Origin of the sequence: Enterococcus sp. DIV0174 (genome assembly GCF_050529065.1) — a bacterium.
GTDB lineage: Bacteria > Bacillota > Bacilli > Lactobacillales > Enterococcaceae > Enterococcus_B > Enterococcus_B thailandicus.
On sequence record NZ_CP172881.1, the window covers coordinates 516,829 to 529,629 of the forward strand.

A 12,801-nucleotide genomic window follows, 5' to 3' on the forward strand; every position below is an offset into this window, starting at 1 on the left:
TTCCTCCTCTACGTTGTTCGCTGATTCAAATGTAATAACACTTGATCAATAATTATTTGGACTTCTGCCAAGGCACCTTTACCAAAGTCACCACAAGCTAGTAGCGATTCTCTTGGTTCGATTTCTTGATAACCAACGGATTTCAAAGTAGCTAAGTTTCGCTGATTGATTGGATTTGTGTACATCGTTGTATTCATGGCTGGCGCAATCAATTTAGGTGTTTTTTCAGGCAAAGCAAGTGCAACAGTAGACAATAGATCATCTGCAATTCCATTTGCTAGCTTGCCGATGATATTCGCTGTTGCCGGAGCAACTAAAAAGAGGTCAGCTTGTTTTGCTAGTTCAATATGGTTGATTACTTTAGGATTTGCTTCTTGCATGACATCTGTATGGATTGGACGTTTGGCTAAAGATTGTAAAGTTAATGGTGTAATGAAATGGGTACTACTTTCAGTCATGATGACTTCGACTTGATAACCTAACTTCATTAATTGGTTAGTGATATCTGCACTTTTATAGGCAGAGATACTTCCAGAAATGCCAAGTAGAACAGTTTTCATTTAATCATCTCCTCTATTTTTTTGAACATTTGCGACAATCAGGTCTGCAATTTCTTTTTTCGTAAAAGCTTCAGCAATGGTTCCATCTGCTGCGAGTAAGCATCCATGATGATGTTCTTGTGAAATTTCGGTTAAGTCATTGGCTAAAATAAAATCAGTTTGATTTTTCACCAAGCTCTGTTGTGCAATCTTTAGTAAGTGTTCTTTTGAAACATCCACAAGTAGCTTAAACCCAACAATACACGCAGTAGGTTGCCAATCCCGCAAATAACTAATAATTTTAGGTGTTTTTTCTAAAACAATGACTAATTGATCTGTGTCAGAAGAAATTTTTTTGACAGAGTTGCTGTCAGCTTGCTTTGTTTGAGTCAACCAGTTATCAAAAGAAGTTTCAGTTACTTTATTTGTACCAAAACTTTCGATAAAATGCTCTTTTGACAAACTGAGGCTTGGAGTGAAATCACTGACGGCCATACTATGGATGATTGCGTCATAGGTTTTTGCTTGCAACAATGTTTCTAAAATCGTTAATAAATCATGGGTCGATTCAATCATATGGAGATGAATCGCGTCACTTGGTTCAGGTAACACACTGTTTTTGGTAGTGACATAATCAATGATTGCTTCGGGATTGTTCGAAAAAGCATCTGCAATTTGTTTGCCTAGTCGACCAGTCGAATGATTGGTTATCGCACGTACTTGATCAATTTTTTCCGTAGTGCCACCAGCAGTTATTAAAATGTTCATTCTTTTTCACCTACATGAACTAAAGTTCTTCCTTGATGTGTTCCAGCTAATAATTGAGCAATCGTTTCTGGTAATTGGGTAAGTGAAATTTCTGTGACCAGCAAGTCATCTGTAATTGCTAGTTCTGCCAAGGATTGCCAAATTTTTTCTCGTTGTTCATGGGGAACATTGACGGAGTCGATTCCAATCAACTGAATATTTCGCAAAATAAAAGGTAAGACGGTCGTATTCAATTCAATTCCGCTAGCATTGCCACACAGCGCAGCCGCACCATTATAAGAAATCAAAGGCAAAAGTTGACTCAATTGAGCGCCACCAACCGTGTCAATCACGTAATCAACTGTTTGTTTCGCTAACGGTTTTGTTTTTTCTGGTAAAAAAGTTGTAGGCTGAATAACCTGTGTTGCGCCTAATTTTGTTAGCCAAGATTCAGCAGTTGTTTTTCGAGAAAAAGCAGTGATAGTTGTAAAACCTAATTTATGCAGCAAAGCGATTGCCACACTACCCACGCCACCTGAAGCACCGGTAACTAATACGTGATTCGTTGGTTTCATTCCTTGTTCTAACAACGCATTTACTGCAAGAGCAGCAGTAAATCCAGCTGTTCCTAAAATCATTGCTTGACGTGTACTTAATCGTTCAGGTAACTTAACTAGCCATTCACTTGGAACCGCTTGATATTGACTGTAACCACCGGGGTGAGTAACACCTAGTCCGTAACCAGTAACTAAAACTTTTTCACCGGGCGAGAATTGTTCAGTTGAACTTTTGATAACAGTTCCAGCTAAATCAATGCCAGGTGTCATCGGGTAAGTCCGAATCACATTTCCAGATTCGCTACTAGCCAAAGCATCTTTATAATTAACATCTGAATAAGCAACTTCAACAAGTACTTCATTGTCTGTTAGTTCAATGGGTTCTTGTTCAATAATCTTTGCTTGAAATGTTGGATCCTTTGTTACTTGAAAAGCTTTAAAAGTTTCCATAATAAAATGAAACCTCCCTCAAAATTTTCTTATATCATACCATAAACGCATCATTTTTTTTGGAGTTCTTTCTCTAAGCTTTTTATAAAAAATGAGGAATGCATTCTGAAAAAATTTTTCTATGCTGTAGTTGTAAAATTATTTTTTTCCCGCATTCTTTTTTCTCCAAAAAAATAAACAGAAAGGGTTGCGTTTTTTGTCAAAATTCGTATACTAATACAGGTGATTGTAAACTTTAAGTTTACTATTAGAAAACTTCTGATGGAGGAAAAAATGGAAATCGGGGAAAAGTTACGAAATTTACGAATTCAAAAGAACTTGACGCAAGAAGAACTTGGCGAGCGGACAGATTTATCAAAAGGCTATATTTCTCAATTAGAAAGAGACTTGAGTTCGCCATCAATGGAAACTTTTTTTTCCATACTTGAAGTCTTGGGTGTCTCACCAGAAGAATTTTTCCGCCAAGAAGCATCAAGTTTGCAAATCGTTTATTCAGCAGAAGATCATACGATTTATTTTGATGAAGAAAACGGTTATGAATTAGAATGGTTAGTTTCTGATTCAAATGAAAAAGAAATGGAACCAGTTCTCTTGACGTTTGAGTCAGCTGGTGAGTATAAGACATTTGAACCTTCTTTATCCGAAACGTTTATTTTTGTGTTAGAAGGGGAGTTAGAGTTAACCTTAGGTGAGAAGAGTTATTTTGCAAAAGCAGGTCAATCTGTTTATTATCAAGCGACAAAGCAACATCAGTTGAGAAATCATTTGACGACCAAGACGAAAGTATTGATTGTTGCGACAAAATCGTATTTATAAATTGGAGGTATGAAGAAGTGGGGAACCCAATTATTGCGTTTGATCGAGTAGTGAAACGCTATGACGATGAAACAATTTTAAAAAAGGTTAGTTTTGAAATTGAGCAAGGGAAATTTTATACATTGTTAGGGCCTTCGGGATGTGGGAAAACAACGATTTTACGAATTATCGCTGGTTTTACGGAAGCTACTGAAGGAGATATTTATTTTGAAGGGAAACGACTGAACGATCTTCCCGCAAACAAACGTCAAGTAAATACGGTTTTTCAAGACTATGCGTTATTTCCTCATATGAACGTCTTTGATAATGTTGCTTTTGGATTACAAATTAAAAAAATGCCTAAAAATGAAATTCGAAAAAAAGTGACGGATGCGTTAAGAATGGTTCAGCTTCCTGGGTACGAAACGAGAGAAATCAGTGAAATGTCTGGAGGACAAAGACAGCGTGTTGCGATCGCACGCGCTATTGTTAATGAGCCAAAAGTCTTGTTACTTGATGAGCCATTATCTGCTTTGGATTTAAAACTACGAACAGATATGCAATATGAATTGCGTGAATTGCAACAACGTTTAGGAATCACTTTTATTTTTGTAACACATGATCAAGAAGAAGCTTTGGCAATGAGTGACGAAATTTTTGTTATGAATAAAGGCAAAATTGTTCAAAGTGGTACACCAGTGGACATTTATGATGAGCCGATTAATCATTTTGTTGCTGATTTTGTTGGAGAAAGTAATATTGTTGATGGTGTGATGATTGAGGACAACTTAGTCGAATTTGTTGGGAAACAATTTGAGTGTGTAGATGGTGGAATGCGTCCCAATGAACCAGTTGAAGTCGTTTTACGCCCAGAAGATTTGAATATTACGACACCAGACAAAGGAAAATTAGTTGTTACCGTAGACACACAGCTGTTCCGTGGCGTACACTATGAAATTATTTGTTTTGATGAACAACACAATGAATGGATGGTTCATTCAACGAAGAAAGCCAAAGAAGGAAGTAAAGTAGGTCTTTCTTTTGAACCAGAAGATATCCATGTTATGCGTTTCAACGAATCAGAGGAAGACTTTGATGCACGATTAGAAAGCTACGAAGAGTAAGGGGGTTGTGTAATGAAAACAATGCGGAGAATTTATTCAGTCCCTTATATGTTGTGGCTAGGATTATTTGTAATTGCGCCAGTTATCATGATTATTTACCAATCGTTTTTTGACATGAATGGGCACTTCACCTTAGCCAACTACGCTACGTACTTTACCTCAGGAACGTATCTTTGGATGACCTTTAACTCTGTCTGGTATGCGTTTTTGATTACAGTTTTTGCGTTACTAATTAGTTATCCAACAGCTTATTTTTTGACCAAATTGAAACATAAACAATTGTGGCTGATGCTGATTATTTTGCCAACGTGGGTCAACTTACTGCTGAAAGCTTATGCATTTATTGGTATTTTTAGCATCAATGGAAGTATCAATCAGTTTTTTGACTTCATTGGTATTGGCACGAAACAAATTTTATTTACCGATGTGAGTTTCTTATTTGTTGCGACTTATATTGAGATTCCCTTTATGATCATGCCAATTTTTAACGCGCTAGAAGAGTTGAATCCATCGTTAATTAGTGCGAGCCGTGATTTAGGTGCAAATAATCTAGAAACATTTCGTCGCGTGATTTTTCCTTTATCTTTAAATGGTGTGAAAAGTGGGGTCCAAGCAGTCTTTATTCCTTCACTTTCTTTATTCATGTTAACGCGACTGATTGGAGGAAACCGTGTGATCACTTTGGGGACAGCAATTGAGCAACACTTTTTGGTCACCCAAAATTGGGGAATGGGTTCGACGATCGGTGTTATTTTGATTATTGCGATGTTCGTGGTCATGCTTTTAACCGGTGAAAAGAAAAAAGGAGGGCGATCTTAATGAAAAAATTCAAGTGGTCATATGTTTATCTAGCCATTGTTTTTTTATTGTTGTATTTGCCAATCTTTTATTTGATTTTCTACTCCTTTAATGATGGCGGCTCTATGACAAGTTTTACTGGCTTTACTTGGGAAAATTACCAAGCAGTTTTTGAAGACACGCGTTTGATTATTATTGTATTAAATACATTCATGCTTGCCTTTTTATCTGCATTGTTAGCTACGATTATCGGGACGTTTGGTGCAATGGGGATCTATTACACGAAAAAAAGAAGTTCACGCACAGCTTTGTTGAGTATGAATAATATTTTATTGGTTTCACCAGATGTAATTATTGGTGCCAGTTTTTTGATTTTTTTCACTTTACTGGGCTTTGGTTTAGGATTCCAAAGCGTGTTACTTTCGCATATTGCGTTTAGTATTCCGATTGTGGTACTGATGGTGCTACCAAAGTTACAAGAAATGAACGATTCGATGGTTGATGCCGCCCGCGATTTAGGCGCAAATAATTTTCAGGTAGTAAAAAATATCATTTTACCTTTTCTTTCTCCGGGAATTATTGCGGGGTATTTCATGGCGTTTACCTATTCATTAGATGATTTTGCTGTGACCTTCTTTGTTACAGGGAATGGGTTTACTACCTTATCAGTAGAGATTTATTCTCGTGCACGCCAAGGAATTAGCTTAGAAATCAATGCGTTGAGTGCCCTCGTTTTCTTGTTCTCGATGATTCTAGTGATTGGCTATTATTTTATTAGTAAAGAAAATAGTCCAAAACGGGGTAAAAAAAATCGTCGAGTACGTGAGGAGGTGGCAAAACTACAATGAAAAACTTGCAATCCTTATTTTTTGGTATCGTGATGATTATTGTTGTTTTGTTATTCGGCGTTCATCAATTGGAAAAATCAAGTGGCATGACCAATGCCAAAATTTTAACGATTTACAACTGGGGCGACTATATCGATCCTAGTTTGTTGACTAAATTTGAAAAAGAATATGGTTATAAAGTCAACTACGAAACATTTGACTCAAATGAAGCGATGTTTACGAAAATCCAACAAGGTGGAACGAATTACGATATCGCGATTCCAAGTGAATACATGATTCAAAAAATGATTAAGGAAGAATTACTGTTGCCACTGAATCACTCCAAAATCACAGGGTTGAACAATATCAATCCACGATTTTTAGATTTGGCTTTTGATGAAGGAAATAAATACTCGGTTCCTTATTTTTGGGGAACTTTGGGGATTGTTTACAATGATAAGTTTTTAAATGCAGGACAAATGCAACATTGGGACGATTTATGGCGACCAGAAGTGAAAGATAGCTTGATGTTGATTGATGGTGCCAGAGAAGTGATGGGACTTTCTTTAAATAGTTTGGGTTATTCCTTGAATAGTAAAAATCTTTCAGAGTTACAAGAAGCTGCAGACAAATTAAATCAGCTAACCCCAAATGTCAAAGCAATCGTAGCGGATGAAATCAAAATGTACATGATTAATGAAGAAGCATCCGTTGCTGTAACTTTCTCAGGAGAAGCAGCCGACATGATGTCAGAAAACGACCATTTGCATTATGTTATTCCCACAGAAGGTTCAAACTTATGGTTTGATAACATTGTGATGCCAAAGACCGCAAAGAATACGGAAGGCGCGTACGATTTTATCAATTTTATGCTTAAACCAGAAAATGCAGCACAAAATGCAGAATATATTGGCTATTCAACACCGAATGCTGCAGCAGAAAAATTATTACCAAAAGAAATTTCCGGGGATGAACAATTCTATCCATCAGATGAAACGATTGCTCATCTAGAAGTCTATGAAAATCTTGGTCCGAAATATTTGGGTATCTACAATGATTTATTTTTGGAATTCAAGATGTACAGGAGATAATGGTAAAACTCAGTAAGAATGGGGATTTATCAACGTTCTAAAGAGCTAAAAATCGTCCTTTTTCTATCTGAGTTTTCCAATTTTCTACCAAAAGCGGCTGAAAAGCCGCTTTTTTTGTGTTATTTTATTTTTTCTACCACGTTTTTCTACCAGAGAAAAGTGGACAAAACCATTGTAAAATAGGGCCCGAGACGGGCTAGTAAATCTAAGATTAAAAAAGTTACAGAAGGATAAAGTAATTGGAAACTATGCAAATATACTTAACCCTTCTGTAATCTATTAATAAAACTAATATATGAATCCAGTTCAATATTTGTAGCTATGAAAAAACATAAAAATCATATTAGATAAAAACTAAATTGGTAGATAAATTATTTTGTCAGATATCTGAGGCAAATATTCGACTATTTGTGTTTCAAAGTAAAAATTGGAATACAAATATAGAATAGACATATTGCAGCCGACAGTTTATTATGCTTTTAGACACATTAAACTGGAGGAAAAAATGAAAAAGAGCGCTAAAGATCGAGTTTTTGATGAGCTGATACGACTAACAGGGAATATGTCTTCTGTCACTGCCGAGAAAATTTCGAAGAATCTAGGTATCTCTCGTCAGAATGCCAGCCATTATTTGACGAGATTAGTGGAAGATAAAAAGGTCGAGAAATTACCGGGAAAGCCTGTTTTGTGGAAGCCTTTAGATGAATATGCGGTTGTAGATAATACGGAGCAAATAAACGAAGCCTTTCATTCTGTAGTTGGTCATGACGGAAGTCTGAGAGAGGTCATTCAAAAATGTATAGCCGCTGTCAAATATCCGCCTAACGGACTCAGTGTATTAATAAATGGAGCCACGGGTGTTGGAAAAAGTTTTTTAGCCACAAAAATTTTTGAATACGCTATCCATGAGCAAATTATTGAAGAAGATGCACCATTTGCTATCTTAAACTGTGCCGATTATGCGGACAATCCCGAACTGCTTTCGGCAACACTGTTTGGATACAAGAAGGGGGCCTTTACGGGGGCTGAAAAGGATACCAATGGTTTATTGGCAACGGCCAACAACGGCTATCTTTTTCTCGATGAGGTCCATCGCTTATCGAAAGAAAATCAAGAAAAGCTCTTTCTATTTATTGATACTGGAAACTATCGTCCAGTCGGTGAAAATGTAAATTGGCATTCTGCTAAGGTTCGTTTTATTTTCGCCACGACGGAAAAAGGTGAAGATTATTTATTAGACACCTTTGATCGGCGTATTCAAATTAGTGTTATGTTGCCAACTTTTGAAGATCGCCCTATTCGAGAACGATTAGAGCTGATTCAATTATTTTTTCAAAATGAAGCGGATGTTTTACAAAAAGATATTATTGTTTCAAGAGAAGCCTTGTCTTTAATGTTATCTCATCCCTTTAGTGGGAATATTGGTAAGCTGAAGAATATCATTAAAATCAGTTGTGCGGATGTGTATAGTCGAACACAAGAAGAACCATTAACGATTGGGAAAAATGAGATCTTGATTCAGTTAAATATGCTGGAATCCGAGATAGAAAGCTTGCCGATTGCTAGTTTATTGATAAAGAAAAATCAAAAGATAAAAACGGATCGAATCAAACCGTTTGATTATGATTCGATTTTGGAAAAAATTACTCAGTTGATAAATGAAGGTAATTTCAATGAAAATTTTTCTTCGATAAAGAATGAAGTACAGCATTTGGTGCATCACATTGATAAGGATTCTTTTTTATCAATGAGTAGAAAATTGATGATTCAGATGTTTAGAAAGGTCTGGGTATCCGTTTTAGGAAAAACGTACGGATTGACGACGAGTGGACCTGTTGCAGAAATTATTAGCAGATCCTATGTCATTTCCCCAAGCTATAAGACAGACTTAACCGGGATAAATCGTACATTAGCTGCAAATCTACCTCGGACGACTTACTTATGTAATCAGTTCTTGGAGCATTTACCACCGCTCTCAGAAAAGGACGAGAACTTTCTAAGACTGCTTATTGTCGTGACTTTATCTGATTATGTAGATGAATCCATCGAGCTGAAGGGCCTGTTGCTTGCTCACGGAGATAGTACGGCTAGCAGCATTCAAGCAGTAGTGAATCAATTATGCGGCAATTATGTTTTTGAAGCGTTGGATATGCCAGTAGAGAGTAATGTGTCAGAGATTGTCGAATCGACAAGGAATTTCGTGAAAAGGCAAGTGAATACAGATAGTCTAGTGCTGATCGTAGATATGGGCTCTTTAAATCAAATTTACACACAGATCAAGAACGATTTAAAAGGGGAGTTACTTCTTCTGAATAATTTGACGACTTCCATTGCACTTGATATTGGCTTGAAGATGACGATGAATGCGCCATTTAAACAGATTGCGGAGGATGCAGCAGACAAGTATTCAATCAATGTTCAATACTTTGAAGGCTTTTCTCAAAGTAGCAACATTATCATTTCCTGTATGTCGGGTTTGGGGATTTCGGACAAATTGAAAGATGTTTTTCGTCATCATTTATCGGATGAATCCATCGAAGTTTTCACGAAGGACTACAGAGAACTACGTGAATTAATCGACCAAAATGATGAAACTTATTTTGACAAGACAAAATTGGTCATCACGACTTCGGATCTTCCACGTTCCTTTTCAATTTCTAATATTAATGTTTATGACATCTTAGACGGTGATGGAGCAGCCAATTTGAAGCATATTTTGAGTCCTGAAATGAAGCCGGCAGAATTTAACCGCTTGATTCAGGAGCTAGTAAAATTCTTTTCGTTGGAAGGAATTGCGGACCGTTTGAACTTTCTGAACCCAACGATCGTGATGAGTGAAGTGGAAACAGTCATTTCTAAATATGAAAATTACTATCATTTCACTTTAAATGGCCGTGTAAAACTAAATCTCTATATGCATACGGCATTGATGATGGAACGTTTATTCTTGGCTCGGACAGAAAAATCTGAAGAACCGAATTATGATTTGAAACCAGATGAAGATGAGTTTTATTATGTTTCTAGAAGTATTTTTCAATCAATGGAGATGAAATATAATTTTAAAGTCAATGCTTATGAGCTTTCGCTGCTCTATGAATTATTAGGACCGTATATTCAAAAATAAAGTGTCTAAAAAAGTGTCTAATCTGTTTTTTTTAGGTTAGACACTTTTTTTAATGTGAATTAACGTGATTAAACCAATGTTTTTAAAAGTTGGCACAGGAATTGCTTATATAAAAGTGAACAGAAAGAAAGGAATTAACCATATGAAGAAAATTCTAATAGCGACTCACGGTCACTTAGCTTCAGGCTTTCTTAGCAGTATTCAATTACTGACGGGGAAGGTTCAAGAGATTACGGTGATTAATGCTTATGTGGATGAGTGTGATTTTGAACAGGAGTTGAATGTATTTGTAAACCAGGTGAATGAGCAGGATCAGATTTTTGTTTTTACCGATTTATTTGGCGGAAGTGTCAATCAGAAGATTACCAAAACCTTTTTGGAGAAAGAGATTGCTGTAACTATTTTGTCTGGCTTTAATCTGCCAATTCTGCTCGAAATAGTATTGGCAACCAAGGAATTAACAAAGGAGGATATTCAGGAACTGGTAAATAAATGCCAACAGGAATTAAAGATGACCATTCTTGATGAGGTACATGTAGTAAATGAAGAGGAAGATTTTTTTTAGGAGGAAGAAAAATGATTAAAGCAGTGCGAATTGATGAACGATTAATTCATGGACAAGTAGCGATGACTTGGACAAAGAGTCTAAATTTAACCGGGTTAGTAGTAGCAAGCGATGAGGCGGCTACCAACGATATTCAAAAGATGACATTGAAGATGGCTGCACCATCGAATGTCAAAGTCATTATTAAAACAGTTGATGACGCGATTCATTTGTTAAAAGATCCGCGGGCGAAGGACATGCGCTTGATGGTTTTAGTCCCTAATGTCAAAGATGCGGTAAAAGTTGCGAAAGCTTTCCCAACGGAAATCGAATTAATGAACGTGGGGAATGCTGGGAAAATGACACCGCCATCGGAAGATAAGAAAACCTTATCAAAGGAAGTGATGTTAACGACGTCAGAAATTCAAGACTTAAAAGAATTAGTTGAACTTTATCCAGATACCGTTTTTCAGCCTACACCGGCGATGGAAAAACGTTCAGCTATCTCTATTTTGAGTGATTTTTAGAAAAAGGAAGGAGAAAAATTATGTATGATGCATTTGTAGTCGCTTTGGCCGTTTTTATTGGAGTTGCTGGACATGAAATGTTCGGGATGTCCATGCTGAGTCGTCCGATTGTTGTTGCTCCGTTAGTAGGAGCGTTGATGGGGGATTTGCAGACGGGGTTGATTGTCGGGGCGTCACTAGAAGCCATCTTTATGGGTGTCGTCAATATCGGAATCTCTAGTACGGCGGAGCCTTCTTTGGCTGCTGGGCTGGCTACAGCGTTCGCAATCAAAATGGGAGGAAACGTGGATGCGATTATTCCCATTGTCTTTCCACTAGCAGTATTAGGATTACAGTTAATGAATATGATTTTTTCTTTTGTATGTGGACCGATGGCTGCTAAATTTTTCAAATTTGCAAAATCTGGTGATCAAAAAGGAATCATCAATCTGCACTTCTTTATGTGGTTTGTCCACTATGCGCTTTATGCTCTTATTCCATTTTTTGCCGTTTTATTTGGAGCAGATGTTGTCAAAAGCGTCTTGGATAATATTCCAGAGGTCATCATGAACGGATTAACAGTCGCTGGAAATCTGCTGCCGGCAGTTGGGATGGCGATGCTGTTACGGATGCTTTGGAGTAAAAATATTGCTGTGTGGTTTTTCTTTGGGGCCGTTGTTATGGCGTATCTCGAGTTACCATTGATTGCAATTGCCGCAGTTGGAACGATTATTGCAATTGTTATAGCCCAAAGAGATCTACAACTAAAAAATATATCTGTTCATGCAGTTCAAAGCGATGCTGCTGTAAATGCAACGCTTGACCAAGAAGAGGAGGATTTCTTTCAATGAAATTAGCTGATGGAATTTCTAAAGATGAGAAAAAATTGGTTCGAAAGATGTTTTGGCGCTCGATGACCATGTATGCTTCGGTGAATCCGGTGACGATGGGCGGCGGTGGTTTCGCCTATTCTATGATGCCCTTCATTAATCATTTCTACAAAAGTGAAGAAGATCGAGCTGCGGCGCTGGAGCGTCATACACAGTATTTTTCGACGACCATTCCTTGCGCGTCCTTTGTCATGGGGATTGCGGCATCGATGGAGAAGGAAAATTCTGAAAAAGCTGGTTTTGACGTGGAAAGTATCAACGCGATCAAAACGAGTTTGATGGGACCATTGGCTGGAATTGGCGATTCATTGTTCTGGGGAGTTTGGCGTGTCGTTACCGCGGGACTAGCGATCAACTTAGCCAATGCCGGAAATATTTTGGCACCAATTATCTTTTTAGTTATGTTCAATATACCTAATTACTTGATGCGATACTATGGCGGCGTTTTAGGCTATTCATTAGGCTCTAAATATATTGAAAAGCTGTATGCGAACGGGTTAATTGAAATTCTGACAAAAGCTGCTAGTATCTTGGGTCTGATCATGGTAGGCGCAATGACGATCAGTATGGTCAAATTCAATACCGTTTTGAGCTTTTCAATGAAGGGCGAAGAGCTAATGAATGTCCAAGAAATCCTCGATAGTATTTTTAAAGGAATTGTACCTTTATTGGTAACATTGGGCTGTTTCAAATTACTAGATAAAAAAGTCGGCGTCATCAAAATTATTTTTGGAATGGTCGTGTTGGGAATTTTATTGTCATTACTTGGAATCGCATAGTAGAAAGCTGCAGCCTAGTAGCTGCATTTT

13 protein-coding genes are annotated in these 12,801 nt (G+C 37.2%); 10 read left to right on the forward strand and 3 right to left on the reverse strand.

From position 1 onward, the window contains the following. Positions 1 to 8: 8 nt before the first annotated feature. From coaC to IGJ93_RS02515, 3 genes are read right to left on the reverse strand one after another with little or no spacing between them, the layout of a single operon-like run. Positions 9 to 560 (reverse strand): phosphopantothenoylcysteine decarboxylase, encoded by a 552-nt coding sequence (gene coaC / locus IGJ93_RS02505; RefSeq protein WP_067481544.1) that lies wholly within the window; start codon positions 558 to 560, stop codon positions 9 to 11. Continuing rightward, entirely contained in the window at positions 561 to 1,307 is a 747-nt protein-coding gene (locus tag IGJ93_RS02510) for a phosphopantothenate--cysteine ligase (RefSeq protein ID WP_285700944.1), read from the reverse strand. Further along, positions 1,304 to 2,293: an acryloyl-CoA reductase gene (locus IGJ93_RS02515; RefSeq protein WP_285700947.1), complete on the reverse strand. Its 990-nt coding sequence runs from the start codon at positions 2,291 to 2,293 to the stop codon at positions 1,304 to 1,306. Before IGJ93_RS02515 ends, IGJ93_RS02510 begins: the two co-directional genes overlap by 4 nt. Before the next feature lie 273 nt (positions 2,294 to 2,566). Between IGJ93_RS02515 and IGJ93_RS02520 the strand changes: the two genes are divergently transcribed. The 10 genes from IGJ93_RS02520 to IGJ93_RS02565 all read left to right on the forward strand — a co-directional run bounded on the left by IGJ93_RS02520 (position 2,567) and on the right by IGJ93_RS02565 (position 12,771). Continuing rightward, entirely contained in the window at positions 2,567 to 3,109 is a 543-nt protein-coding gene (locus tag IGJ93_RS02520; RefSeq protein WP_067481550.1) for a helix-turn-helix domain-containing protein, read from the forward strand. Between the two features lie 17 nt (positions 3,110 to 3,126). Beyond that, positions 3,127 to 4,212: an ABC transporter ATP-binding protein gene (locus IGJ93_RS02525; RefSeq protein WP_067481551.1), complete on the forward strand. Its 1,086-nt coding sequence runs from the start codon at positions 3,127 to 3,129 to the stop codon at positions 4,210 to 4,212. A gap of 12 nt (positions 4,213 to 4,224) precedes the next feature. Then, positions 4,225 to 5,031, forward strand: a complete 807-nt coding sequence (locus IGJ93_RS02530) for an ABC transporter permease (RefSeq protein ID WP_067481552.1) — start codon at positions 4,225 to 4,227, stop codon at positions 5,029 to 5,031. Beyond that, the gene (locus tag IGJ93_RS02535; RefSeq protein WP_067481553.1) at positions 5,031 to 5,858 is read left to right on the forward strand and encodes an ABC transporter permease; all 828 of its coding nucleotides are present in this window, start codon (positions 5,031 to 5,033) and stop codon (positions 5,856 to 5,858) included. The genes IGJ93_RS02530 and IGJ93_RS02535 overlap by 1 nt, the downstream gene beginning before the upstream one ends. Next, on the forward strand, positions 5,855 to 6,928 hold the full coding sequence (locus IGJ93_RS02540; RefSeq protein WP_285700949.1) for an ABC transporter substrate-binding protein: 1,074 nt from the start codon (positions 5,855 to 5,857) through the stop codon (positions 6,926 to 6,928). The genes IGJ93_RS02535 and IGJ93_RS02540 overlap by 4 nt, the downstream gene beginning before the upstream one ends. Before the next feature lie 427 nt (positions 6,929 to 7,355). Then, on the forward strand, positions 7,356 to 10,052 hold the full coding sequence (locus tag IGJ93_RS02545; RefSeq protein ID WP_071868826.1) for a sigma 54-interacting transcriptional regulator: 2,697 nt from the start codon (positions 7,356 to 7,358) through the stop codon (positions 10,050 to 10,052). A gap of 64 nt (positions 10,053 to 10,116) precedes the next feature. After that, entirely contained in the window at positions 10,117 to 10,617 is a 501-nt protein-coding gene (locus IGJ93_RS02550; protein WP_256664972.1) for a PTS sugar transporter subunit IIA, read from the forward strand. Between the two features lie 11 nt (positions 10,618 to 10,628). Next, positions 10,629 to 11,123: a PTS sugar transporter subunit IIB gene (locus tag IGJ93_RS02555; protein WP_002287026.1), complete on the forward strand. Its 495-nt coding sequence runs from the start codon at positions 10,629 to 10,631 to the stop codon at positions 11,121 to 11,123. A gap of 20 nt (positions 11,124 to 11,143) precedes the next feature. Beyond that, entirely contained in the window at positions 11,144 to 11,953 is an 810-nt protein-coding gene (locus IGJ93_RS02560; protein WP_002295012.1) for a PTS sugar transporter subunit IIC, read from the forward strand. Next, on the forward strand, positions 11,950 to 12,771 hold the full coding sequence (locus tag IGJ93_RS02565; RefSeq protein WP_002295014.1) for a PTS system mannose/fructose/sorbose family transporter subunit IID: 822 nt from the start codon (positions 11,950 to 11,952) through the stop codon (positions 12,769 to 12,771). Before IGJ93_RS02560 ends, IGJ93_RS02565 begins: the two co-directional genes overlap by 4 nt. Positions 12,772 to 12,801: the final 30 nt, after the last annotated feature.

Bases quoted from the DNA above. Each gene is read 5' to 3' on its own strand.
- coaC (WP_067481544.1), bottom strand. From the start codon at position 560: ATGAAAACTGTTCTACTTGGCATTTCTGGAAGTATCTCTGCCTATAAA.
- IGJ93_RS02510 (WP_285700944.1), bottom strand. From the start codon at position 1,307: ATGAACATTTTAATAACTGCTGGTGGCACTACGGAAAAAATTGATCAA.
- IGJ93_RS02515 (WP_285700947.1), bottom strand. From the start codon at position 2,293: ATGGAAACTTTTAAAGCTTTTCAAGTAACAAAGGATCCAACATTTCAA.
- IGJ93_RS02520 (WP_067481550.1), top strand. From the start codon at position 2,567: ATGGAAATCGGGGAAAAGTTACGAAATTTACGAATTCAAAAGAACTTG.
- IGJ93_RS02530 (WP_067481552.1), top strand. From the start codon at position 4,225: ATGAAAACAATGCGGAGAATTTATTCAGTCCCTTATATGTTGTGGCTA.
- IGJ93_RS02535 (WP_067481553.1), top strand. From the start codon at position 5,031: ATGAAAAAATTCAAGTGGTCATATGTTTATCTAGCCATTGTTTTTTTA.
- IGJ93_RS02540 (WP_285700949.1), top strand. From the start codon at position 5,855: ATGAAAAACTTGCAATCCTTATTTTTTGGTATCGTGATGATTATTGTT.
- IGJ93_RS02555 (WP_002287026.1), top strand. From the start codon at position 10,629: ATGATTAAAGCAGTGCGAATTGATGAACGATTAATTCATGGACAAGTA.
- IGJ93_RS02560 (WP_002295012.1), top strand. From the start codon at position 11,144: ATGTATGATGCATTTGTAGTCGCTTTGGCCGTTTTTATTGGAGTTGCT.
- IGJ93_RS02565 (WP_002295014.1), top strand. From the start codon at position 11,950: ATGAAATTAGCTGATGGAATTTCTAAAGATGAGAAAAAATTGGTTCGA.